This window comes from Streptomyces sp. NPDC059142 (genome assembly GCF_042755665.1).
Taxonomy (GTDB): domain Bacteria; phylum Actinomycetota; class Actinomycetes; order Streptomycetales; family Streptomycetaceae; genus Streptomyces.
Genome location: NZ_JBHZDA010000016.1, coordinates 76,751 through 101,320, shown reverse-complemented (window position 1 = coordinate 101,320; position 24,570 = coordinate 76,751). Strand labels below are relative to the sequence as shown.

The window sequence follows — 24,570 nt, the reverse complement described above, 5'->3', positions numbered from 1 at the left end:
TTCGTACGGTGCCGCGGCGGGTCAGCCGACGCGGGTCAGCTTCGAGCCGAAGCCGGGCTCGGCCTTGTCGCTCTGGAGGGCGACCGGGGCCGTCACCTGGCCGGGACCGGATCCGACGGTCAACTGGCCGACCACGGTGCCCGCGGCGGCGGTCTGCGCGATCGTCCTGCCTTCGTCCGTGAGCGAGACGGAGACCTTGAGGCTCGCCCAGCCGGCCGCCTTCAGGTCCTTCGTGGCGACCACGGGCGTCCGGCCGCCCAGACCGTCGTCCACGTACCCGACGGTCTGCCCCTTCTTCACGACGGTCTTCGACTCCAGCAGCTCGCGCGTGGGGATCAGGACCTTCTTGCTCGCCGCGTTGACCGCGTCGATGATCGAGGGGCCCCGCTGGCTGAGGATGGCGCCCACGACATACTGCTTCGTGCCGTCGACGTCCTTGGTCGCGGCGAAGAGCAGGTTGCCGCCGGCCTTGGTGGTGGTACCGGTCTTTATCCCGATGGCTCCGTTGTAGGGCACCAGGGTGTTCCAGTTGGGCCAGTTCTTGCCGGACGGGTCGATCCAGGACGGCAGTTGGGTGATCACCATCAGGGCCGGCATCTTCACCAGTTCCAGCCCCAGCTTCACCTGGTCGGCCGCGGTGGAGACGGTCGTCGCGTCGAGACCCGAGGGGTCGGTGTACTTCGTGTCCTTCATCCCGAGTTCCTCGGCCGCCTCGTTCATCTTCTTGACGAACGCGTCCTGCGAACCGGCGTCCCAGCGCGCGAGCAGCCGCGCCACGTTGTTCGCCGACGGGATCATGAGGGCGCTGAGCGCGTCCTTCTGGGAGAGCTTGTCGCCGGCCTTGATCGTGTTCAGCGTCGACTCGTTGCCGGACTCGTCGTAGCCGCCCTCCTTCTCCGCCAGGGCGTCGACCGGGATCTGCGCACCGTCCTGGCCCACCTTCATCGGGTGGTCCCGCATGATGATGTAGGCCGTCATCGACTTGGTCACGGAGGCGATCGGCACCGGCTTCGCCTCACCGAACGAGTCCACGGTCCCGAGACCCGCCACCGACATGACGCCCTGCCCGTGGTCGGGCCACGGCAGCGCGGGCTTGTCGCCCTCGAAGGAGTACGTGGACGCCGCGGTGAGCGAGAGCTGCGGATCGGGCAGCGGCCGTACCGACTGGACGACCGCGAAGACGACGACCGCGAGCAGCACCAGCGGCGTCCAGATCTTGACCCGGCGGACCATCGTGCGGACCGGGGTCTCCGGCGGGGCCGGCTTGTTGGTCAGCTCGGCGAGCAGGTCGAGCGGGGGCATCGGCGGCATCGGCTGCTGCCGGGTCCGCTCGGCCTCGGGGATCCCGGACGGCGCGGGGGCGGGCGCCGGTGCGGAGGCCGGCTCGGACGCGGCGGGCTCGGCGGACGGCGCGGGACGGTCGTCACGGCGCAGGGGGACGAAGGTGCTCGTCCGCTCCGCCGGAGTCTCGCCCTTCTTCGCGTCCTTGCCGCCGTCCTCGGTGGCGCTGGGCTTCGGCAGCTTGAGCGCGGTGGTCGGCTGGTCGGTGGCCGGCTTGGGAAGGGTCCGGAAGACGGCGGTGGCCTGGTCGACCGGCTTGGCGTCGGAGCCGGAGTCGGAGTCGGAGCCGGGCTCGGACGTCGAACCGGACGCCGAACCGGCCTTCACCGGCGCTCCCTTGGGCTCCGCGGAGCCCTTGGCGTCCTTGGCGTCCTTGGCGTCCGTACGGTCCTGGGGCTTCTCCGGCTGCTTCTCAGGGGCCTCGGACTCCTCCGCGTCGGACTTCTTCGCCTCGGGCGCCTGAGGACTCCCGGACTCCTCGGAACTCCCGGACTCCTGCGAACCCTCCGGCTCCCGGGGGCTCTTGGGCTCCGGGGGCGCCCCGGCGGCCTTCGGCTCCCCGGGCGCCTCCGCGTCCTCGTCCTTCGCGCTCCCGTCGTGCGCGTCCTCGTCCTTCGCGTCGCCCGCGTCCGCGGACCCGGCCCCGGACTTCTCGGACCCCTCGGCCTTCCCGGACTTCTCGGCCTTCTCCTGCTGCTCCGGCTTCTCCGGCTCCGGTTCGGCCGCCGTCTCCCGCCTCGCCCAGGACGGCGACGAGCCGTCGCCCTTCAGCGTCATCGTCCGGTCGTCGGACGGGGGCCGCTCGGACGTGGCCCGCTCGGACTCCGGGCGCTCCGGCGCCGCCGTTATGCGGTCGCCGTCCGCCTCTCCGGAGCCCTCGGCCTCCGCCGGGCCGTCCTCGGAATCCGACGTGGAGCCCTCGGTGCGATTTGCGGTCGCAACCTTCGTCGATCCCCGGGAGCCGGAGTCCGACCGGTCGGTCCCGTCGGCTCCGCCCGCCGCGGACGAGGCCGATTCACGGAAGACCGTGAGCCTCGGGTCGCGTTCGCCGGAAACCGCCTCCCCCGACGACTTCCGCTGATCCGACTTGTCGGGGGACTCGCCCGCCACCGTGTCTCCTTCATGTCTCAACCGACGTACCGCACTGTCCGAAGCATCTATCAGTGTCCCGCTCTGGGACCTCGGCCCGGGTGCTAGACGAGAACGACATACATAACGGTTCCCGCACAAAGTACCCAGGCACCCTCGACAGACCATTGTGAGAGGGGTCACCCTGTCACTCATCCACGCGGGGAGGCATGGATGGGCAGGAGCCGCAGAACAATTCCGGAGGAGCTTCTGCTGCTCGCTCTGGACCCGGCCACGGGTACCACAGCGCAGCCGCAGTCGCTCGACCTCGGCCTGGCCGGAGCACAGCTAGTGGAGCTGGCTCTGGCAGGACGGATAGCCCCTGACGGGGATCGTATCGCCGTGGTGATGCCACGGCCGACCGGAGATCCGACTCTGGACTCCGCACTGGAGCTGTTGCGCAGACGCGGCAGCCCGGTCCGGGCCGTCCATTGGATCGGCGGGCCCCGCCTGGGGCTGCGCCAGACCTATCTCTCGCATCTGGAGCGGTGCGGCATGGTGCATGCCGTGGCGGGCCAGATGTGCGGAGTGCTGCCGACGACTCGCTACCAGGCGACGGAGACGGCGATCAGCCGGGAAATCAGGTCCCGGCTGGACAGTGCGATCCGCACCGGCGTTCCGCCGGACCCGCGGACCGCGGCGCTCGCCGCACTGGCCCACGCGGTCGGACTCGGCAAGCACCTCTACCCCGGGAACGAGGGGCGCTCGTCGCGCTCCCGGCTCCGGGACCTGATCAGACACGACCCGATGGGCGGTCTCGTGGCGCACGCCGTGATGGACGTCCAGAACGGGGTGGGCGCACAGCCGCGCCGCAACCCGGCCCAGGGCGCTCCCAGCGCTCCGGCCGGCGCCCGGCCGGTCGGTGGCGTGCCCATGCAGCCGCAGCGCGGTGGCATGGCGCGCGTACCGGCGCACTGAGTACGGGGCAGGCGCCCGAGCCCGCTCCGGCGGGCACGGACACGCACGGCCCGCGCAGAACGATCCGCCGCACCGACGTCCCCAGACCCGGTTCGGGAGCCGCACAGGACGCGCGGGGCAGCCGGCACCACCGGCCGCCCCGCGCGTCGCGCGTCGGCCCTCCGGAGCCCCGAACCCTTGGCCACGGCCTCACACACCTGTGACGGACCTGTGACAGGGTTCCAGCGGTCGCGGGGCCCTGGGGAGCCCCCGGGGCCGCCGGACCGGCGCCAGGGCGCGCGCGAGGGCGTGCGACGAGGCGCGCAGAACGGCGCAATCACCTCTGTAGCCATTTCCCAGCGCAGTCGGGACCTTTGGTGGCAGTCTGCTGAGCAGTAGATACGTACAGCTACAGCTATCCAGCCGGAGGTGCAGTTTCCGTGGCGTCCAACGTCAATCCCACCGTCAGGCGACGCCGATTGGGCCAGGAGTTGCGCCGGCTTCGCGAACTCAAAGGCATGACGGCCGAGGAAGTCGCGGAACGCCTGCTGGTCTCCCAGTCGAAGATCAGCCGACTGGAGAACGGCCGCCGTTCGATCAGTCAGCGCGATGTGCGCGATCTCTGCGGGGTCTACGAGGTCGAGGACAGCCGTATCGTCGACTCGCTTATGCAAATGGCCAAGGACTCCCGTCAGCAGGGGTGGTGGCACGCCTTCGGCGACATTCCGTACAGCGTCTACATCGGACTGGAGACGGACGCCGCCTCGCTGCGCGTGTTCGAGCCCCAGGTGGTTCCCGGGCTGCTCCAGACACGTCCGTACGCCGAGGCGCTGATCAACGGAGCGCTGCCGGAGTCGGCCGTACCGGACGTCGAGAAGCGGGTCGGGGTACGGCTGCGGCGGCAGGACCGGATCAACGCGCCCGAGGAGCCGCTGCGGCTCTGGGCCGTGGTGGACGAGGCGGCGCTGCGCCGGGTCGTCGGCAGCCGCCAGCTCATGCGCGAGCAGCTCGAACACCTGCTGGAGCAGTCGCAGTTGCCGCATGTGACCGTGCAGGTGCTGCCCTTCGACATGGGCGCGCATCCCGGAATCACCGGTCACTACGCGATTCTCGAATTCCCCGATGCCTCGGACTCCAGCGTTGTCTACATCGAGGGCGTGACGAGCGACCTTTATCTGGAGAAGGCCAATGATGTGCAGAAGTACAGCGTGATGTACGAACATCTGCGCGCGCAGGCCCTGAATGCCGATCAGACCCGGCAGTACATCGCGGAAATCGCAAAGGACTACGCCCGCTGAGCGGCTGCCACGTTGGTCCGGATTGTCGAACTGATCCGCTTTTATGCAGCGGGAGGGGCCAGCATACACCTCAACCACGTTTTCCCGTAAGGCTATTCGGGGATAGACCATCCGGACGAGTGAACGCGCGCCCCGCTCAGCAAAGGAGGCGAGTAGCGTCGATCATGCCAACAAGAAGTTGGCGCTATTTCACCTCACTTGCTGAACCGGAGCGAATATGGCAATCCTTCAGGGCGCTACGGACACGTGGACGAAGTCCTCGTACTCCGGTGGAAACGGCGCATGCGTAGAGGTCAGGTCCCCCGTCGTCCAGGCCGTCGCCGTCCGGGACTCGAAGGCGCCCGAGGGGCCGTCGATCTCCTTCGTCCCCAGCTCGTGGAACGCCTTCGTCCAGGACCTGGGCAGGGGCGCCGACCTCTCCTGAGGCCGGTCCGCCGGCGACGCCGGCACCACTGTTTCACCGCACCACAGACAGAGCCCTCTCGACCGGTCCGCCGTCCTGGCCGAGGGGGCTCGGCCATGCCCGGCCGCGCGGGACCCGCATCCCGCGCGGCCGTATCCGTTCGGCCGTTTCCGTCCGGCCGCTTCCGTGTGCGTACGTGGCCCGGTGGCAGGAGCGCCGGAGCCCGCTGACGAAGTGCTCGCTCATCGTGTGTGCGCGATCACGGCCACGACAACGCCACGGAAGGTCAAGAACAGGCAAAACCGTTCGACTTCCTGATCTGCGTTCACGTCCTTGACCGACCACACCCTTGACCCGCCGCCCCGGCAGGCGGTTCAATCCCCAAGTCCCCGCTCCCGCACGGGGTTACCGCCGACCGGAACGCGCCCTCTGACGAAGCGCTCCGACGTTCATCAGGCGGACCCCTGGAGGGGTGACATGAACAGCCTCGACTGGATCGTGCTCATCGCGTATTTCGGAGTCATGATCGCGATCGGGCTCTGGTCGCACAAGCGCGTGGACAATGTCAGCGACTTCTTCACCGCGGGCGGCAAGATGCCCTGGTGGCTGTCGGGCATCTCGCACCACATGTCCGGCTACAGCGCCGTGATGTTCACCGGGTACGCGGGCATCGCCTATCTCTACGGCGTCACCTCGTTCGTGACCTGGTCCCTGCCCATCGCCATCGGGATCGGGATCGGCGCGCAGATCTTCGCGCCCCGGCTCAACCGGCTGCGCTCCCGGCTCCGGGTCGCCTCACCGCTCGAATACCTCAAGAACCGGTACGACCTGAGAACCCAGCAGGCGCTCGCCTGGTCCGGGCTGCTGCTGAAGATCGTGGACGTGGGCGCCAAGTGGGCCGCCATCGCCACCCTGCTCTCCGTCTTCACGGGGATCTCCCTCAACCAGGGCATCCTCATCACCGGTGTCATCACCGGCATCTACTGCACCGTCGGCGGACTGTGGGCCGACGCGCTCACCGAGCTGGGCCAGTTCGTCATCCAGCTCTTCGCCGGTATCGCGATGCTCGTCGCCGTCATGGGCAAGCTCGGCGGCTTCAGCGCGCTGTGGACGGTGTGGGACAAGCTCCCCGACGGCCACGCGGAGCCGACGGCGGGCCCGTACACCGTGACGTTTCTGCTGGCGTTCCTCTTCATCAAGACCTTCGAGTACAACGGCGGCATGTGGAACCAGGCGCAGCGCTACATGGCCACGGCCAGCGCCCGGGAGGCGACGCGCTCGGCGCGGCTCTCCGCCGCCCTGTGGCTGGTGTGGCCGCTGGTCCTGTTCTTCCCCATGTGGTGCGCGCCGCTGCTCGTGGAGGCGCAGAAGCCGGACGCCTCCGACTCGTACGCCCTGATGACCGAACAGCTCCTGCCGCACGGGCTGCTGGGTCTGGTCATCGTCGGCTTCTTCTCGCACACCATGGCGATGTGCTCGTCGGACGCCAACGCCATCGCGGCGGTCTTCACCCGGGACATCGCTCCGGTGCTCTCCCGCGCGGCGCGCCACTGGTCGGACCGGGCGGGGCTGCTGGCGGCGCGGCTGTCGACGATCTCGTTCCTGGCGCTGTCGATGGCGATCGCCACCCAGGTCAACTCGCCGACGTTCAAGGACATCATCACCGTCGTCATCAAGTGGGTGGCCGGGCTGATGGGGCCGATCGCGATCCCGTTCATGCTGGGGCTGCTCAAGCCGTTCCGCAGGTCGGGCCCGACGGCGGCGCTGGTGAGCTGGGCGATGGGTCTGCTGGCGTTCTGGCTGGTCAACTACCCGATCAACTGGAGCGTGGAGGGCGGTGTGCCGCTCCAGTACCAGGTCTCCGTACCGCTCGCGGTCTCGCTGGTGCTGTACGTGGTGATCGGCTTCCTGAAGCCGGAGGACACCCCGGAGCGGGACGCGCTGCTCGGCCGGATCGACGGGGACGGCCACGAGGCGACCGACGGGGAGGGCGACGCCAACGGGAAGGGCGGCGGGATCAGCCGCGCGGGTAGCGGGTCAGCCACCCCGACTCCGTGACCGCCGGGCTGTGCAGCGCCGGCCCCTGGGTCATCTCCATCGCGAAGTCGTCCGCGATCTCCAGCAGGGTGGGCCGGCCCTCCAGCTCCGCCAGCCAGGCGGGCGGCAGGGCCGTCTCACCGTGCAGGGCGCCCAGCAGCGATCCGCAGAGCGTGCCGGTGGCGGCGGACGGGCCGTCGTGGTTGACGGCGAGACGCAGTCCGTGGCGTACGTCCTCGGCGACGAGCGCGCAGTAGACGGCGGCGGCGAGCGCCGACTCGGCGGTGCGCCCGTCGCCGAGCGCGCCGATCCGCTCGGGACCCGGCACGCCCTGGCGCCCGAGGTCGAGCGCCTGCCGCAGGGCCGCGGTGACCGGCTCGTGGCCGGTGCTCGGCGCGATCAGCACACAGGCGCGCTCCACGCCCGCCTCCAGCGTCCCGCCGCGCGCCACCTCGTGCACCATCACGGCGAAGGCGCCCGCCGAGATGAACGCCCCCGGGGAGCCGTGCGTCTGGACGGCGCACTCCAGGGCGAGCCGGCAGACCAACTGCGGCTCCCACCCGACGAGCAGCCCGAACGGCGCGGACCGTACGAGGGCTCCGGCGTCCCGCGCGATGGGGTTCTTGGGCCGGTCGAGGGTGCCCATCACCTGGTCGCCGAAGCCGGTGAGGCAGGAGATCGTCGGGTCGCGGCGCACGTACAGCCACTCCTCCTGGGCGAGCCACCCGTTGTCCTTGCGGCGCAGGTCGGGCCCCCAGTCGCGCTGCGTCGCCGCCCAGCGCAGATGCGAACGGTGCACGTCGGAGGGGGGATGCCAGGCGCCGGTGTCCCGGCGCACCTGGGCGCGGATCAGACCGTCGACGGTGAACAGGGTGAGCTGGGTGGAGGCGGTGACGGCGCCGCGCCGGCCGTAGGCGGGGACGAGGTCGGCCACACCGTCCCCTCCGTGCGCGGCCCTGATCTCGTCGAGGGTGAGCGTGGCGACCCCGGCGCCGAGCGCGTCCCCGAGGGCGCCGCCGAGCAGCGCGCCCCGTACCCGGCTGCGGAAGTCCTGCTGCTCGGCACGGCCCCAGACGGCTCCGGACGGTGTGCTCACACGTCCCCCTCCCCTGTTGGCCCCCGATGTGTCCGCGCGCGACTGCGCAGCACTGTAATCGAACGGGGACAGCGGGTCGCGGGCGCACTCAGACGCGCAGTGCGGGCCGCTCCAGGTGCGTGACGGCGCGCAGCAGCCACTCCACGGGACCGATCCGGAACCGCCGCATCCACCAGGCGCTCCACACCACCTGGAGGGCGTAGATCCCGACGGCGACGGCGATCATCCCGGCGTACGGCATCCGCCCGACGAGACCGAGCCCCATCCCGGTGAAGACCAGACCGCAGAGCAGCGACTGGCTCAGGTAGTTGGTGAGCGCCATCCGGCCCGGCCGCGCCAGCACCTCGCCCAGCCGGGCGCCGCGCTCCGTGCGGAAGACGCGCAGCAGGGTGGCGACGTACGCGGCGGTGAGGAAGGGCGCGGTGGCGGTGTTCGCGGCGGGCGCGAAGAGGTTGTCGTCGGCGGCGAGGGTGTAGAAGAGCGAGCCCGCGATCCCGACCGGGAAGCCGACGAGCTGGATGAGCCGCAGCTTCCGCCGGTAGGCGTCCGGGTCGGCGGCGGCGGTGTGGTCGAGCGCGCGGTGCTTGCCCGCGGCCAGTCCGACCAGGAACGCGGAGAAGGCCAGCGGCCCCTGGAAGAAGAGGATCATCGGGAACGCGGTCGACAGCGCGTCCAGCCGCCCTTCGACGACGGAGCCGAACCCGCCCCGCATCGCCTCGGTGGCCGCCCGCCCGTCGGCGAGCATGGCGGCCCGCTCGGCGGCGGTCGGCGCGGCGGAGGCGCTGTCGATGAGGACCACGAGGACGGCCAGCGCCAGGAGGACGAACAGGACCGCCCCGGTGACGATCCCGGCCACCCACAGCGCCCGGCGCGGCGAGATCCCGCGTACGAGGAAGAGCACCAGACCGAGAACGGCGTACGTGACGAGGATGTCGCCGTAGAAGAGCAGCACCGCGTTGGCGACGCCGATCAGGAACAGCCCGCCGATCCGCCGCAGGAAGCGGGGCCGGAAGGAGAGTCCGCGCGCGGCGGCGGAGTTGAGCAGGAGGGTGAAGCTGTAGCCGAAGAGGAAGGAGAAGAGGAGATAGAACTTCGACTCGAAGAAGAACTCGACCACCCCCGAGGCGAGATGGTCGTGCCACGCGTCGCGCGCCGGGTCGGGCGTGTCCAGCAGGGTGTAACCGCTCGCGAAGAAACCGATGTTGACCATCAGGATGCCGAGGAGGGCGAAGCCGCGCAGCGCGTCGACATCCGCGAGGCGCGCGGTCGGGGCCTGTCCGGGGGCGGGCGTGCCGGAGGTGGCGGGCTCGGTCGGAAGGGGTGCTGTCATACCGTACGACGGTACGGAGCGTGCACGGTCGGCGACATCCGACGAAAGTAGCGCGGGCGGGTCTCTTCGGTCTGCGGGCACGAGGCTCAGGTACCCGGCTGCGAGGCTTCGGTACGTCCCGGGTTTACGCCCAGCGGGCGGCGAACGCGTCGGCGGCGGCAGCCACCTGGGCGAGGCGGGGGCTCAGGACGGCCGTGTCGGTGCCGGGGGCCTCCAGCAACTCGCCGAGGTCCGAGGCCAGTTGCGCGAGGTCGTCCCATTCGTGCTCCGTGGCGCGCAGGGCGGCGAACGCGGCGTCCAGCGCCTCCCCGTCCCCCCGGGCGGCCGAACACAGCGCGTTCCCGTAGGCGCGCATGTCCTCCGGCGGGTCGGCGGTCTCCGCGATGCGCCGCTCCAGCTCCCGCCAGACCGGGGCCCCGGCGTCCGCCCCGTGTGCCACGGTCACCGTCAGGGCCCGCTGGACCGTGCCGTACACCGGCTTCTCCGCGGCGCACCGCTCGGCGGTCTCCAGCGCCTCGGCCCACCGCCCGGTGCGGCGCAGCGCCTCGCAGCGGTCCAGTCGGTCGTCGTCCTCGTCGGTGGTCAGCCCGTCCAGTAGCCGGAGCGCCTCCTCGGGCCGGCCCAGCAGCAGGCTCACATTGGCCACCGCGCGCCGGGCGAGGTCCGCCGGGGCCGGGTCCGGGTTCAGCTCGGCGCTCCGCAGGAAGCCGGCGTGGGCCTGCTCGGCGCGGCCCGTGGCCAGCGCCGTACGGGCCCGGAAGTAGTGGTGCCACGGGTTGGCCGGATCGGCCTCCAGGGCACGGTCCAGGTCCGCGAGGGAGTCGCCGTGGCGCCCGAGGGCGCGGTGGGACCTGCCGCGCAGCGAGAGCGCCCAGTCGTCGTCGGGCCGCCGCTCCAGCACGGCGGTGAGATCCGCGACCGCCTCCTCGTGGAGCCCGGCGGCCCGCCGGGCCTCTCCTCGCTCCCGCCGGATCCACACGATGCCCGGTTCGGCCTCTGCGGCCCGCTCCAGATCGGCCAGCGCGCCGGTGGCATCGTCCTGTTCCTCCCGCAGAGCGGCGCGGTGCGCCAGCGCCCAGGCGTACTCGGGGCTCAGCTCGACCGCCCGGTCCAGATCGGCGCGCGCCTCGGCGTGCAGCCCCAGCCGGTGGCGGACATAGCCGCGCCCCGCCAGCGCCGAGGCGTGGTCGGCCTCGATCTCCAGGGTGCGGGTCAGCTCCCGCTCCGCGTCCTCGTTCCGCCCGCCGATCCGGTAGGCGTCGCCGCGTTCCGAGGCGATCCAGGCGCTGTCCGGCGCCAGTTCGACGGCGCGGTCCAGATCCGCGAAGGCCCGGTCGGGCTCCCCCATGTGCCGCAGCAGGCGGGCTCTGCGGACCAGCGCCCACAAATACGCGTCGTCCAGCTCCAGAGCGCGGTCGAGATCCGCGAGTGCGGCGTCGTGCCGCCCGAGCGCGTGGTGGGCGACGCCCCGGGACGCCAGGGCGAACGCCTCGGTCGGGTCGAGGACGAGAACGCGGTCGAACAGCTCGACGGCCTCGTCGAGCCTGCCGGCGAGCCGGAGCGCCTCCCCGTACTCCTCCAGGATCCAGTACGTGTCCGGGGCCAGTTCGTCGGCCCGGCGCAGATCGGCCAGGGCGGCGTCGTGGTCGCCGTCCGCCTGATGGGTGAGCCCCCGGCCGAAGTACGCCCGGGGCTCGTCCGGGTCGAGCGCGAGCGAGCGGTCGTACTCGGCCAGGGACCGCGCGTAAGCGCCCTCCTCGCGCAGCTCGGCCCCCCGGACCCGGTGGGCGGCGGCCCGGCCCGGGGTGTCGAGTCCGGCCCGGTCGAGCAGCAGGCCGAGGGCATCGCGTACGCCGTGCTGGTCGTCGTCGAGCGCGGCCAGCAGCCGCCGCCCCCAGTCGCGGGCGGTCCCGTCTCCGGTGTCCTCGCCCGCCTCCGCGAGCACCCGGGCCGCGCGACGGGCCGCCGCCGGCGGGCTCTCGCGGCAGCCTTCGACCACGTCCCGCAGCGCCCCGGGGAGCGCGCCGCGCGGGGCCGCGCAGAGCCGGTGGTAGGTCTCCTCGAAGCGCAGCGCGCGCCACTCCGCGCTCTCCCAGACTTCGTCGGCCGGCAGCTCCGTCTCCGTCTCGGCGCGCCAGCGGGCGAAGGTCGCGGCGAGCGCGGTGTGCCGTTCGCGCCAGTTGCGCGGGGAGCGGGTGCGCTGGAGGCGGAGCATGGGGGCGCGCACCACACCGTGGTAGGCGACCCCGCCGTCCCTGCCGAGGGCGAAGGGCAGCGTCCGCAGCCAGTCGTACAGCCCCGCCGCGTCCTCGGGGACGGTCTCGCGGAAGACGTCCTCGTCCAGCCGCCGGGGCAGGGCGCAGGCGAGGGCGGCGGAGCGCCGTACGGGGTCCTGTTCCCACTTGAGGAAGCGTTCGACGGCGGTGGCGCTGGGGTCGCCCACGTCGTCCGGGTCCGTCGGCTGGTTCTCGGCGAGGGTGGAGACGAGGACGGGCAGGCCGCCGGAGAGCCGCAGCACCTCCTCCACGACGGATTCGTCGGTGACCCGTTTCGCGGCGAGGAGCGTGCGCGCCTCGCCCTCCGTGAAGGGCGCCAGCGGCAGGCTGGTGGCGAACTCCCCGTACCCGCCCCAGCAGGCGGGGTCGAGGGGGCGCTGGCCCGCGAGCGTCACCACGACGCGGCCGGGGAAGTCCCCGTACCGGCCCGCCTTGATCAGGTCGCGCAGCCAGGTGTCGAGGAAGGGCGCGGTGCGTTCGTACGTGTCGAAGAAGAGCGCGATCCAGGGGATGTCGCGGGAGATCCCGGTGAGTTCGGAGACCAGCACGGGGGTGAGGACCTGGTCCGGCCTCAGGACGAGCTGGACGTCCTCCTGGTCGCGGAAGCGGGCGCTCAGGGTGGCGCGGAGCCGGTCGGCGCCCGCGGCGAGGTGCTGGGGGTCGACCGCGTCGGCGAACGGTCCGACGACCGGGACCATCCGGAGCCCGATCATCCCGGCCGTCACCACGGCGGTGGACCCGGCGGAGGCGGCGGCCGGGTCCGCGCCCGGCTCGGTGGCCGACTCCGCCTCGTGCCTGCGCTGCCGGTAGGTGGCGAGCTGCCGGTCGAGCTGCTTGAGCGGATGGCCCTGCCGGCCGAGCTGTTCGGCGATCGCGGCCAGCGCCTCGGGGACGCTGCCCGCCGACTCGTCCACGTACGCGGTCAGCGCGCCGCACTCCCGGGCGGTCCGCTCCAGCTCCCGTACGAGGGAGGTCTTCCCGACGCCCGCGTTGCCGTGGACGTGGAAGAGGTAGCGGTGGCGTTCGTCCTCGGGCGGGTGGCCGAAGTTCTCGCGGAACGCCGCGAGTTCGGCGCCCCGGCCGACGAACCGGCGTCGCCGCGCGATCAGTTCGGCCATCGACGGTCGGTCGGACTCCGCCTGCGCCTGCGCCACGTACGCACTCCCCCGTGTCCCGGCACGCCCGTTCCCGGGCGTTCCCTCGGCGCTCAGTCTGCCAGCAGGGGCAGCAGCTCCGGCAGGTGTCCGTCCGATGCCGCCGCCGCCCTGACGCGCTCCTCGGGAACCTCTCCGTACAGCGTCGTGCGCGGCTTCGCCGGGCGCCCCGCCGCGTCCGCGATGGCGACCAGGTCCTTGACCGAACGGTAGGACCCGTAACTGGAGCCCGCCATACGGGAGATGGTCTCCTCCATCAGCGTGCCGCCCAGGTCGTTGGCGCCGGAGCGCAGCATCTCGGCGGCGCCCTCCGTGCCGAGCTTCACCCAACTGGTCTGGATGTTGGGGATGTGCGGGTGGAGCAGGAGCCGCGCCATCGCGATCACCGCGCGGTTGTCCCGGTCGGTGGGGCCGGGGCGGGCGATACCGGCCAGATAGACGGGGGCGTTGGTGTGGATGAAGGGCAGCGTCACGAACTCCGTGAAGCCGCCGGTCTCCTGCTGGATCCGGGCGAGGGTACGGAAGTGGCCCAGCCAGTGGCGGGGCTGGTCGACATGGCCGTACATCATCGTGGAGCTGGAGCGGATGCCCAGTTCATGGGCGGTCGTGACGACCTCGATCCAGGTGGCCGTCGGCAGCTTGCCCTTGGTGAGGACCCAGCGGACCTCGTCGTCCAGGATCTCGGCCGCCGTGCCGGGGATGGAGTCGAGCCCCGCTTCCTTGGCGGCCGTCAGCCACTCGCGGATCGAAAGCCCCGTGCGCGAGGCGCCGTTGACGACCTCCATCGGCGAGAAGGCGTGGACGTGCATGCCGGGGACGCGTTCCTTCACGGCCCGCGCGATGTCGAAGTAGGCCGTGCCGGGCAGGTCGGGGTGGATGCCGCCCTGCATGCACACCTCGGTGGCGCCGACCTCCCACGCCTGTTGGGCGCGGTCCGCGACCTGGTCGAGGGAGAGGGTGTACGCGTCGGCGTCCGTACGGCGCTGGGCGAAGGCGCAGAACCGGCACCCCGTGTAGCAGACGTTGGTGAAGTTGATGTTGCGCGTGACGATGTACGTGACGTCGTCGCCGACGGTGTCGCGGCGCAGCTCGTCCGCGATCCGGGTGAGCGCGTCGAGCGCGGGCCCGTCGGCGTGGAGCAGCGCGAGCGCCTGGTCGTCGGTGAGCTTCGTCGGGTCGTCGGCCGCCTGCGCGAGGGCGGTCCGTACGTCGGTGTCGATACGGGAGGGCACCATGCCGGGGGCCGCGGCCTCGCGCAGCGCCTCCCAGTCCCCGTACACCTCGTCGAAGTCGTCGCGCCGGTCGCCCGTGCGGCCCTCGGTGTCGATGGTGCGGTGCAGATCGGTGCGCCCGGTGGCGGTGAACCCCTCGTCCGGCTCCTGCCAGGGCAGTCCTGCCGGGCGGACGTCCTCGCGCGCGAGCCCGGTCTCCGGGTCGGCGAGGGCCCGTACGTGCGGCAGCAGCCGGGGGTCGAGCCAGGGCTCGCCGCGCTGGATGAACTCCGGGTAGATGGTCAGGCGTTCGCGCAGCTCGAAGCCGGACTCGGCGGTCCGCGCGGCGAGTTCGTCGATGTGCGGCCACGGGCGCTCGGGGTTGACGTGGTCGGGGGTGAGCGGCGAGACCCCGCCCCAGTCGTCGATGCCCGCGCCGATGAGCAGGGCGTACTCGGCGTCGACCAGGTTCGGCGGCGCCTGGATCCGGGCGGAGGGGCCCAGGATGTGCCGGGCGACGGCGATGGTGGCGGCCAGCTCCTCCAGCTCGGCGTCGGGCATGCCGCGCATCGCGGTGTCGGGCTTCGCCCGGAAGTTCTGGACGATGACTTCCTGGAGACCGTGGTACGCCCGCTGGATGCGGCGCAGCTCGAAGAGGGCGTCGGCACGCTCCTCGTACGACTCCCCGATACCGATCAGCACCCCGGTCGTGAACGGCACGTTGGACCGGCCGGCGTCCTCCAGGACCCGCAGCCGGACGGCGGGCTCCTTGTCGGGCGAGCCGTGGTGGGGGCCGCCGGGCTCGGACCACAGGCGGGTGGCGGTGGTCTCCAGCATCATGCCCATGCTCGGCGCGACGGGCTTGAGCCGCTGGAGGTCGGTCCAGGACATCACCCCGGGGTTGAGGTGGGGCAGCAGCCCGGTCTCCTCCAGGACCCGGATCGCCATGGCACGGACATAGGCGAGGGTGTCGTCGTACCCCTCCGCCTCCAGCCACTCCCGCGCCTCGGGCCACCGGTCCTCGGGCCGGTCGCCGAGGGTGAACAGCGCTTCCTTGCAGCCCATTTCGGCGCCCTGCCGGGCGATCGCCAGCACCTCGTCGGGCGAGAGGAACATGGAGTGCCCGGCGCGGCGGAGCTTGCCGGGCACGGTGACGAACGTGCAGTAGTGGCACTTGTCGCGGCAGAGCCGGGTGAGCGGGATGAAGACCTTACGGGAGTACGTGATCACCCCGGGCCGCCCGGCCGCCGCGAGCCCGGCGTCCCGCACCCGCGCGGCCGACCCGGCCAGGTCGGTGAGGTCGGCGCCCCGCGCCTGGAGCAGCACGGCGGCCTCGGCGACATCGAGCGCGACACCGTCACGGGCACGCTTGAGGGCACGGCGCATGCCGTTGGCGGTCGGCTGTCCGGGCCCGGGGCCCTGCGGTGCGCTCGTCGTCATCCTCCGAGCATACGAGCGCGGGGGTGGATCTTGGCCGCCCGACAAGAGGTGGCACATGTCTCTCCGGCGCCGGGAATGAACGGAGCCGAAAGGGACACGCCGCGCCCCGCCCCGACCGGCGGCCGGCCTACGCGTCGCCCTTCAGGGCGCACTCCGCCCACAGCAGCTTCCCGAGGTGCCCGGACCGCTCGCCGAAGCGGTACGCGCCCCAGTCGTCGGCGTAAAGCTGTACGAGCCATAACCCTCGCCCGCACTCCGGCAGGGCTCCGGTCGCGGGACCGGACACCGGCGGGGTGAGGAGCTCGCCGTTGAACGGCGGCGGGATCTCGGGGTCGTTGTCCCAGACGCCGACGCGGAGCCGGTGCGGTTCCAGGGTGCGGACACGCAGGGCGTACGGGCCCGGCGCGTGCCGGTACGCGTTGGTGACCAGTTCACTGGCCAGCAGTTCCGCCGTGTCGGCCAGCTCGCCCATGCCGTGCGCCCTGACCACGTGACGGACGGTGCCCCGGGCGATTGAGGGGGCGCGGGGATCGGGCGGGAGTTGGAGCGTGTAGGCGCAGTACGGGGATACGGTTTGCACGGAAGTCTCCGATCGCGGAGGGGATTTACCCAGGTGTGGGGATGCGAGGCGCGATGCCCGGTGACCAGGTCGCTCCGTCGAGCGGGGTGCTTCCAGGCGGTGCCTTGACCCAGAGACTAGAGTCGCCACAAAGAAACTTTGTCAGAATCCGAGTAATTTCATGCCGGATTCCCTCATGTGAGTGATGTCGCTCATCGCGCGGCGCCCAGAAGGAGTTGCATGACCGCGAAGCCACCCGCCACGGCCCGCCGTGTCCGCCTCGGGACGGAGCTGCGGAGGCTGCGTCAGCGGGCCGGGATGACGGCGAGCGCGGCGGCACACCTGCTGGGCACCAGTTCGGGGCAGTTGAGCAATGTCGAGACCGCCCGGTTCGGGGTCAGTGCCGACCGGATTCGGGCCATGGCAGATGCGTACGGCTGCGAGGACGAGGCGTACGTCTCGGCGCTCATGGATATGACGGGCGACCGGTCACGTGGCTGGTGGGAGCAGTATCGGAGCATCCTCCCCACCGGACTGCTGGACCTGGCCGAGCTCGAACACCACGCCCTGGCGCTCCGCACCGCGTACACGGCCCACATCCCGGGACTGCTCCAGACCGCCGAGCACGCCCGGGTGGTGTTCCAGCAGGTGGTACCCGAACTGTCGCCGCCCGAGATCGAACACCGCGTCTCCCACCGCGTCAAACGCCAGGACGTCATCTACCGTGCGGAGCCGATCCAGTACTCGGTGATCGTCCACGAGGCCGCGCTGCGGATGAAGTTCGGGGGCGCGGCGACGGCTCGGCGTCAACTGGAACACCTGCTCACCATGGGGGAACGCGAGCACATCGCCCTCAGTGTGATCCCCTTCGACGCCGGTGCGTACCCCGGTTCGGGGCAGTCGGTGGCGTACGCGGTCGGCCCCGTACCGCAGCTCGACACGGTGCATCTCGACCAGTCACACGGCTCCGTCCTTCTGGACGCCGAAGCACAGCTCCAGAAGTACCGGACACTGCTCGGCCGTATGGAAGCTGTCGCACTCGGCCCGGCGAGATCCAGGGACTTCATCCACTCCATCGCTCAGCAGCTCTGACCGAAAGGATCACTCATGGCCATGGACAACTGGCAGAGGTCTTCGTTCTGCGGCGAGGGCGACGCCTGTCTGAGCGTCGCCGCGACGCCCGGTCGCGCCATACGCCTCACCGAGACCGGAGACCCCGCGCGCTCCATACTGGCGACCGACCCGGACACCTGGGCCGGGTTCCTGCGCTCGCTCAAGGAGTCCCACCGCCATGACTGATGTACCCACCGGTCTCGAATGGGTCCGCGCCGCCCCCGAGGGCGACGAGGGGCCCGGCCCCTGGATCGAGGTGGCCGCCGGGGCCGGGGATCTGATCCATCTCCGGGAGACCAGCGACCCCGACACCGTCGTCACCACCAACCAGATGAAGTGGGAGGCGTTCGTGAAGGGCGTCCTGGCCGGGGAGTTCGACCACTTCGCCGAGGTGGGCGAGGGCCGCGACGGGGACGGGGACGGCGTCGCGGACCCGTCCTGAGTCCCGCCCCGCCCCCGCCCGGCCCGCCGCGCCCCCGTCTCACACGTACGGCGCGTACGCGTCCAGCGCGCGCAGGACCTCCGCCTCGCCCGCCGAGGGCAGTTGGAGGACGACCTCCTCGATGCCCAGCTCCGCGTAGTGCGCCAGCTTTCCCTCGCTGGGGAGCGTCGCGTACGGCACGACCTGCAAGGTCTCCGGGGCGCGGCCCGCCTCCTCCCAGGCCGTGCGCAGCGCGGGCAGCGCCTCCGTCAGGCCCCGGCCGCCGATCGGGAGCCAGCCGTCGGCGCTCTCGGCGATCTGCGCGAAGAGCTTCGGGCCGGCCGCGCCGCCGATCAGGGTGCGGGGGTTGCCCCGTACCGGCTTCGGGAACGCCACGCTCGCCCGCACGGAGGCGAACTCGCCCTTGTACGCGGTCGGTTCGGCCGCCCAGAGCGCCCGCATCAGCGACAGGCGCTCGCCCGTGAGGGCGCGGCGCGTCGACCACTCGACCCCGTGGTCCGCGGCCTCCTCCTTGTTCCAGCCGAAGCCGACGCCGAGCGTGAAACGCCCGCCGGAGAGGTGGTCCAGGGTCGCGATCTGCTTCGCCAGGTCGATCGGGTCGTGCTGCGCGACCAGCGTGATGCCGGTGCCGAGCCCGAGCCGTTCGGTGACCGCCGCGGCCTGGCCGAGGGCCACGAAGGGGTCGAGCGTACGGCCGTACTCGCGCGGGAGTTCGCCCCCGGCCGGGTACGGGGTCGTCCGCTCGGCCGGGATGTGGGTGTGCTCGGGCAGGTAGAGGCCGGCGAATCCGCGCTGCTCCAGCTCCCGTGCGAGCCGTACGGGGGTGATGGTCTCGTCGGTGAGGAAGATCGTGGTCGCGATCCGCATGCGTCGTGCCTCCGTCGTCGGTCGGTCGGTCCGCGTCACCGTACCGTCCGTGTTACCTGCGGGTAAGTACGCGCCGGGACGCAATCCACCGGCTGCGTTCCCGCCATCCGTCGACCGCCGGGCCTTGCGCCCGGGTTCACCGCGGGCTACGAGAGTGGCGGGACCCTCCTCTCTCACCTCTGGAGCAGCCGGTATGAGCCAGCCCCTCGGACGACGCGGTCTCCTGGTGACGGGAGCCGCCACCGCCCTTACGTTGAGTACCGTGAGCTTCGCGCACGCCGATTCCGGCTCCCCCACCGCCGACGGCAGACGGACCAGGACCGTCCGTGGCACCCTGCCGCCCGGCTCCCCCGACTTCGTCCACCTCCCCGTCGAGGTGCCGCGCGGCGTCAACGAGATCCATGTCGCCTACGCGTACGAGCGCCCCGCCGTCCCGGCCGGCACCCAGGGCAACGCCCTCGACATCGGGCTCTTCGACGAGCGCGGCACGGAGCTGGGCGGCCGGGGCTTCCGCGGCTGGTCCGGCGGCGCCCGTACCGAGTTCTTCGTACGCGCCGACGCGGCCACCCCCGGCTACATCCCGGGCCCGGTCCGCGCCGGCACCTGGCACCTCGCGCTCGGCCCGTACACCGTGGCGCCGCAGGGGCTGCCGTACGAGATCACCATCACCCTCACCTACGGCGCCCCCGGCACCACCCCGCCGCCCGTCCACCCGCCCCAGCGGGCCAAGGGGCGCGGCCGGGCCTGGTACCGGGGCGACTGCCACATCCACTCCGTCCACTCCGACGGGCGGCGCACCCCCGCCGAGATCGCCGCGCTCGCCCGCGCGGCCGGGCTCGACTTCATCAACTCCAGTGAGCACAACACGTATTCCGCACACCGCGCCTGGGACGGGCTGTGGGGCGACGACCTGCTGATCCTCACCGGCGAGGAGGTCACCACCCGCAACGGCCATGTCCTCGCGCTCGGTACGGACCCCGGCACGTTCATCGACTGGCGCTACCGCGCCCGCGACAACCGCTTCGGGCGCTTCGCGCGCGAGATCTCCCGCGCGGGCGGCCTCGTCGTCCCCGCCCACCCCCACGGCACCTGCATCGGCTGCAACTGGAAGTTCGGCTTCGCCGACGCCGACGCGGTGGAGGTGTGGAACGGCGCGTACACGCCGGACGACGAGATCTCCCTCGCCGAATGGGACAACCTGCTGGTGGCGTCCGTACGTTCCGGTGGCGGCGGGCGGCGGTGGACCCCCGCGATGGGCAACAGCGACGCCCACCGCGACCCCGACCCGATCGGCACCCCGCAGACCGTCGTCCTCGCCGACGACCTCTCCCGCGAGGCGATCCTCGCCGGGATCCGCGCGGGCCACAGCTACGTCGCCGAGTCCGCGGCGGTCTCGCTGACCTTCGGCGCGGCGGGCGGCCGGGGGCTCCACGCGTCCATCGGCGAGCGGCTGCGCGTCGCCCCGGACGCCCCGGTGACCGTACGCCTGGAGGTGACCGGCGCCCCGGGCTGCACCGCCTACTTCGTCACCGACCAGGGGCCGCTGTACAGCTCCGCGCTGCCCGGGTCGGGCTCGGGCACGGTGGAGTGGCGTACGACCGCCTCGTACGCCGCCTACGTGCGCGCCGAGGTGCGGCACCCCCCGAAGGTGACCGGACTGCCGGGCGCGCTCGCGGCGTTCACGAACCCGGTCTTCCTCGGGGAGTAGCGGCCCCGCGCCGCTCCCGGACGGCTTCGCGTCCGTTTCGGACGGGTCGGCGGAGGGAGAAGGGGTAGAGAGACCACGAGGGAGGCGGAGGGACCGCTCCGCCCCCTCGTTCGCCCGTAGCACTTGGGCCACATAGGGTCCGGAACCTGTCGAGGGCTTGTGCAGAGCCTTACTCGCTGCTGACGCACAGCCGCCGACAAGGCAGACTGTGCGGGGCGATACCGGTGAGCGGCGGGCAGGGGGAGCTATGGGCCTCGACGGCGGGCCACGTGTACCGGAGCAGTGGACTCCGGCCGCGCCGAGCGACAGGGACAGGACCGGCGCGACCAGAAGCACCGCCAACGGCGCCTCCCCCGGCGCCCGTCGCGACGCCCGTCGCGACGCCCGGGCGATCGACAGCAGGGTGATCGAGGACAAGGTGCTCAACGGCAAGGCCGACAGCACCGTGCCCGGCACCCCCAACGCCTCCGCCCATCTGCGCTTCAGCGTGCTCGGCCCCGTACGCGCCTGGCGCGGCGGCGAAGCGCTGCCCCCCGGGTCGCCGCAGCAGCGCGCCCTGCTCGCCTCGCTCCTGCTGCGCGAGGGCCGTACCGCCACCGCCGCCGAACTCATCGACGGGCTCTGGGGCGACGAACCGCCCTCGCAGGCACTCGCCGCCGTCCGTACGTACGCCTCCCGGCTGCGCAAGGTCCTCGCCCCCGGCGTGCTCGTCAGCGAGTCCGGCGGCTACGCGCTGCGGACCGACCCCGACGCCCTCGACCTCAACGTGGCGCAGGAACTGGCCGCCCACGCGGACAAGGCGCGCGCCGCCGGCGACCGGGGCCAGGCGCGCTCCCTCATCAGCAAGTCGCTGAACCTGTGGGACGGCGAGACGCTGGCCTCCGTGCCGGGACCGTACGCCGAGACGCAGCGCACCCGGCTGGAGGAGTGGCGGCTCCAGCTCACCGAGGACCTGCTCGACCTCGATCTGGAGGTCGGCGCGCACACGGAGGCCGTCTCCGAACTGACCGCCCTGACCGCCGCGCACCCGCTGCGCGAACGGCTGCGCGAGCTGCTGATGGTGGCGCTCTACCGGAGCGGTCGGCAGGCGGAGGCGCTCGCCGTGTACGCGGACACGCGCCGGCTGCTCGCCGACGAGCTGGGCGTGGACCCCCGGCCCGAACTCTCCGAGCTGCAACGCCGCATCCTCCAGGCGGACGAGGACCTGGCGCGCCCGCCGGAGGAGCCCGAGCCGGTCCACTCGCTGCCGCGCCCGGCCCAACTACCGGCGACCGTGCCGGACTTCACGGGACGCGACGCCTTCGTACGGGAGCTGGGCAACCGGCTGGCCACCGCCGAGGGGTCCGTCATGGCGGTCTCCGCGCTCGCCGGGATCGGCGGCGTCGGCAAGACCACGCTCGCGGTGCACGTCGCGCACGCGGCGCGCGCGCACTTCCCCGACGGCCAGTTGTACGTGGACCTCCAGGGCGCCGGGACCCGGGTCGCGGAGCCGGAGGCCGTCCTGGGCTCGTTCCTGCGCGCGCTCGGCACCGCGGATGCCGAGATCCCCGACTCGCTCGCCGAGCGCTCCGCGCTCTACCGCTCGGCGCTCGACGGCCGGCGCGTCCTGGTCCTGCTGGACAACGCCCGGGACTCCGCGCAGATCCGGCCGCTGCTGCCCGGGACGACCGGATGCGCGGCGCTGATCACCAGCCGCTCCCGGCTGGTGGACCTGGCCGGCGCGCACCTCGTGGACCTCGATGTGATGTCGCCGGAGGAGGCGCTCCAGCTCTTCACCCGCATCGTCGGCCCCGAGCGGGTCGTGGCGGAGCGCGAGGCGGCGCTCGACGTGGTCGCCGCGTGCGGCTTCCTCCCCCTCGCCATCCGGATCGCGGCCTCGCGCCTCGCGTCCCGCCGCACCTGGACGGTCTCGGTCCTCGCGGCGAAACTCGCCGACGAACGGCGCAGGCTGGACGAGTTGCAGGCGGGCGACCTCGCGGTCGCCGCCACCTTCGAACTGGGCTACGGCGCGCTGGACCACACCCAGGCACGGGCGTTCCGGCTGCTCGGGCTGGCCGACGGCCCCGACATCTCGCTGGCGGGCGCCGCGGCCCTGCTCGACCTGGACGAGCGGGAGGCGGAGGACCTGCTGGAGTCGCTGGTCGACACGTCCCTGCTGGAGTCGGCGGCGCCGGGCCGCTACCGCTACCACGACCTCGTACGGCTCTACGCGCGTGCCTGCGCCGAGCGCGACGAACAGGGCCCCACCGAGCGGCGGTCCGCGCTCTCCCGGCTGCTGGACTTCTACCTGACGACATCGGCGCGGGTGTACGCGCTGGAGCGGCCGGGCGACCGGCTGGTCGACCACCTGGAGCCGGCCTCGTACACGGGCCTGTCGTTCCCCGACCGGCACCACGCGCAGGACTGGCTGTACGCGGAGGCCAACTGCCTGCTGGCCTGCGTACGCCAGTCCGCCGACGGCTCCCCGGCGACGGCCGCGGGCTCCGGTGCGCACGGCGCGGACACGGCGGGCCACGCCGCCGCGACGGCCACGCTGCGCCGGGCGGTCGACCTGCTCTGGGCGTCGCTGGACCTCGGCGAGTCGGGGGCCAACGCCAAGGAGTACGAGTCGACGGCGCGGACCGTACTGGAGGCGGCGCGCGCCCTCGGCGACGACCGGGCCGAGGGCCGGGCGCTGATCGCGCTGAGCAACGTGCACCTGGTCACGGGCCGGTTCGACCAGGCCGACGAGGAGACCCGGCAGGCGATGACGCTGGCGGAGCGCACCGGCGACGCGCTGACGGTCTGCTGGGTGAGCAACCTCCGGGGCGCGATCGCGATCTACCAGAACCGGAACGCGGACGCCGAGGTCCATCTGCTGCGCGCCATCGAGGACTTCCGGGCGGGCGAGAACCCTCCCGGCGAGGCGTCCGCGCTCTGCAACCTCTCCCGTGCGCATCTCTCGATGGGGCGTACGGCGAGCGCGGTCTCCCTGGCCAGGGAGGGCATCCGGATCTACGAGCGGATGGGCAACGCCCTGCGCGCCGCGAACGCCCGCTACGCGCTGGCCGTCGCCCTCACCAAGAGCGGCCATCTCTCCGACGCGGCCCAGCAGCTCGCGGACGCCCTGGAGACCTTCCGGGACAGCAGGCAGCGGCTCTGGGAGGGGATGACGCTGTTCCGTCTCGCCGAGGTCGATCTCGCGGGCAGGCGCCCCGCGCCGGCCGCGTCCAGCGCGGAGATGGCGCTGACCGTGCTGCGCGGGATCGGCGGGGAGTGGCGGCGCGCCCAGGTGCTGACCGCGCTCGGCCGGGCCCTGAACGGCATAGGGCAGACGGGGCGCGCCCAGGTCTGCTGGCAGGAGGCGCTGGGCATCTTCGAGGAACTCGATTCTCCCGAGGCGACAGAGGTGCACACCCTCATCACCTCCGCCGCAGCCGCGTAACCGCCCCGTCAGCCCCGTCGCACACGGGGCTGGCCTGCACGTTCATCAATCGTTTAGCGGTACACGGCATTGTCGTCCACGTCGAATCCGTTGCGTCGGGGGGCAGACGGATCGATGTGAGGCCGAACCCCTAGGGTGGGCGGCCTTGAGACGCCCGTCCGGCTTATTCGGGGGAACGGCCGGGCGGGCCTCATGCCCCACCAGATCGCTCCAGACGAGGGAGTTCAGCCATGAGCGAGAAGAAGACCGAGCAGATCGTCAAGCCGCAGGGCGACACGCACGTCACCGGCGAGCCGGACACCACGCCGAAGCCGCTGGACACGCATGTCACCGGCGGGGAGCTCACGACGCAGGACGACACGCACGTCACCAGCGAGCCTGCCTGAACAAGCCTCTTCGACGGGGGTATCGGCCGCGGCGGCGCGGAGGGGGAGCCGCCGCGGCCCTGGCGTGTCAGGGGCCGGAACCCCGGATACCACTTACCGATGCGCCGTCGACGGTTGCGGCAGTGCCTACCGGAAAGAATTTCGACATGACACGTGAAATAACGCTTGCCAAGAGAGTCCTGGTCACGGCCGCTCTGATCGTCGGCGCGGGAGCCACGGCGGCGTCGCCCGCCCTCGCCGGTGACCACCACGTCACCGACCACCCCCAGGACCAGCATGTCACCGTCGAAACCCAGGACGTCCACGTCACCTGATCCGCGGCCGACGACCGACGCACCGCGTACCACGCACGACGACCGACGACCGAAGCGGGGTGGGGCGGGGCGCCGCCCCCGGCCCCCCCCCCGGCCCGCCGCGGTCTCGTGTAAACAAAACCCCGCCCCCGCGACGGTAATCAAAA

The 24,570-nt window shown here is 72.2% G+C and carries 18 protein-coding genes; 11 read left to right on the top strand and 7 right to left on the bottom strand.

Going from position 1 to position 24,570, the window contains the following annotated elements; all coding sequences use genetic code 11:
- Positions 1-21 precede the first annotated feature (21 nt).
- Entirely contained in the window at positions 22-2,451 is a 2,430-nt protein-coding gene (locus ACFXPK_RS09160; RefSeq protein ID WP_385073276.1) for a D-alanyl-D-alanine carboxypeptidase, read from the bottom strand.
- Positions 2,452-2,643: 192 nt separating this feature from the next.
- Between ACFXPK_RS09160 and ACFXPK_RS09155 the strand changes: the two genes are divergently transcribed.
- From ACFXPK_RS09155 to ACFXPK_RS09140, 4 genes are all read left to right on the top strand, one after another.
- A complete protein-coding gene (locus tag ACFXPK_RS09155; protein WP_329825054.1) occupies positions 2,644-3,387 on the top strand; it encodes a GPP34 family phosphoprotein in 744 nt (247 codons plus the stop codon).
- A 419-nt stretch (positions 3,388-3,806) separates the two neighbouring features.
- On the top strand, positions 3,807-4,664 hold the full coding sequence (locus ACFXPK_RS09150; RefSeq protein ID WP_385007250.1) for a helix-turn-helix domain-containing protein: 858 nt from the start codon (positions 3,807-3,809) through the stop codon (positions 4,662-4,664).
- Positions 4,665-4,881: 217 nt separating this feature from the next.
- Positions 4,882-5,088 (top strand): DUF397 domain-containing protein, encoded by a 207-nt coding sequence (locus tag ACFXPK_RS09145; protein WP_385007252.1) that lies wholly within the window; start codon positions 4,882-4,884, stop codon positions 5,086-5,088.
- Between the two features lie 456 nt (positions 5,089-5,544).
- Positions 5,545-7,125: a sodium:solute symporter family protein gene (locus ACFXPK_RS09140; RefSeq protein WP_384999135.1), complete on the top strand. Its 1,581-nt coding sequence runs from the start codon at positions 5,545-5,547 to the stop codon at positions 7,123-7,125.
- Here the strand turns inward: ACFXPK_RS09140 and ACFXPK_RS09135 are convergent.
- The 5 genes from ACFXPK_RS09135 to ACFXPK_RS09115 form a co-directional block, all read right to left on the bottom strand.
- Positions 7,085-8,200 carry an ADP-ribosylglycohydrolase family protein gene (locus tag ACFXPK_RS09135; protein ID WP_384999132.1) on the bottom strand — a complete coding sequence of 372 codons (1,116 nt, stop codon included), beginning with the start codon at positions 8,198-8,200 and terminating at the stop codon, positions 7,085-7,087. The two genes, ACFXPK_RS09140 and ACFXPK_RS09135, sit on opposite strands and share 41 nt — an antisense overlap.
- An 88-nt stretch (positions 8,201-8,288) precedes the next feature.
- Positions 8,289-9,530: a DUF418 domain-containing protein gene (locus ACFXPK_RS09130; RefSeq protein ID WP_384999129.1), complete on the bottom strand. Its 1,242-nt coding sequence runs from the start codon at positions 9,528-9,530 to the stop codon at positions 8,289-8,291.
- A 124-nt stretch (positions 9,531-9,654) separates the two neighbouring features.
- Positions 9,655-12,960, bottom strand: a complete 3,306-nt coding sequence (locus ACFXPK_RS09125; protein WP_385073270.1) for a tetratricopeptide repeat protein — start codon at positions 12,958-12,960, stop codon at positions 9,655-9,657.
- Positions 12,961-13,013: 53 nt separating this feature from the next.
- Positions 13,014-15,611, bottom strand: a complete 2,598-nt coding sequence (locus ACFXPK_RS09120; protein ID WP_385073267.1) for a bifunctional FO biosynthesis protein CofGH — start codon at positions 15,609-15,611, stop codon at positions 13,014-13,016.
- 127 nt (positions 15,612-15,738) lie between these two features.
- Complete coding sequence (locus tag ACFXPK_RS09115) at positions 15,739-16,191, bottom strand: ATP-binding protein (RefSeq protein WP_385073264.1); 453 nt, start codon at positions 16,189-16,191, stop codon at positions 15,739-15,741.
- Positions 16,192-16,410: 219 nt separating this feature from the next.
- Between ACFXPK_RS09115 and ACFXPK_RS09110 the strand changes: the two genes are divergently transcribed.
- Genes ACFXPK_RS09110 through ACFXPK_RS09100 form a run of 3 tightly spaced genes read left to right on the top strand, consistent with a single transcriptional unit; the run spans position 16,411 to position 17,725 of the window.
- Positions 16,411-17,262, top strand: a complete 852-nt coding sequence (locus ACFXPK_RS09110) for a helix-turn-helix domain-containing protein (RefSeq protein ID WP_385073262.1) — start codon at positions 16,411-16,413, stop codon at positions 17,260-17,262.
- Between the two features lie 15 nt (positions 17,263-17,277).
- Positions 17,278-17,469, top strand: a complete 192-nt coding sequence (locus tag ACFXPK_RS09105) for a DUF397 domain-containing protein (protein ID WP_385073259.1) — start codon at positions 17,278-17,280, stop codon at positions 17,467-17,469.
- The gene (locus tag ACFXPK_RS09100) at positions 17,462-17,725 is read left to right on the top strand and encodes a DUF397 domain-containing protein (RefSeq protein WP_385073255.1); all 264 of its coding nucleotides are present in this window, start codon (positions 17,462-17,464) and stop codon (positions 17,723-17,725) included. The genes ACFXPK_RS09105 and ACFXPK_RS09100 overlap by 8 nt, the downstream gene beginning before the upstream one ends.
- A 39-nt stretch (positions 17,726-17,764) precedes the next feature.
- On the opposite strand, the gene ACFXPK_RS09095 is transcribed toward ACFXPK_RS09100, so the two are convergent.
- Positions 17,765-18,592, bottom strand: a complete 828-nt coding sequence (locus ACFXPK_RS09095; RefSeq protein WP_384999108.1) for an LLM class F420-dependent oxidoreductase — start codon at positions 18,590-18,592, stop codon at positions 17,765-17,767.
- A gap of 193 nt (positions 18,593-18,785) precedes the next feature.
- Here ACFXPK_RS09095 and ACFXPK_RS09090 point away from each other — a divergent pair, with 193 nt between their 5' ends.
- The 4 genes from ACFXPK_RS09090 (at position 18,786) to ACFXPK_RS09075 (ending at position 24,424) form a co-directional block, all read left to right on the top strand.
- The gene (locus ACFXPK_RS09090) at positions 18,786-20,300 is read left to right on the top strand and encodes a CehA/McbA family metallohydrolase (protein WP_384999105.1); all 1,515 of its coding nucleotides are present in this window, start codon (positions 18,786-18,788) and stop codon (positions 20,298-20,300) included.
- A 247-nt stretch (positions 20,301-20,547) separates the two neighbouring features.
- Positions 20,548-23,724 carry a BTAD domain-containing putative transcriptional regulator gene (locus ACFXPK_RS09085; RefSeq protein WP_385073251.1) on the top strand — a complete coding sequence of 1,059 codons (3,177 nt, stop codon included), beginning with the start codon at positions 20,548-20,550 and terminating at the stop codon, positions 23,722-23,724.
- Between the two features lie 230 nt (positions 23,725-23,954).
- On the top strand, positions 23,955-24,110 hold the full coding sequence (locus tag ACFXPK_RS09080; RefSeq protein ID WP_384999099.1) for a hypothetical protein: 156 nt from the start codon (positions 23,955-23,957) through the stop codon (positions 24,108-24,110).
- 146 nt (positions 24,111-24,256) lie between these two features.
- A complete protein-coding gene (locus tag ACFXPK_RS09075) occupies positions 24,257-24,424 on the top strand; it encodes a hypothetical protein (protein WP_384999096.1) in 168 nt (55 codons plus the stop codon).
- The last annotated feature ends 146 nt before the right edge of the window (positions 24,425-24,570 follow it).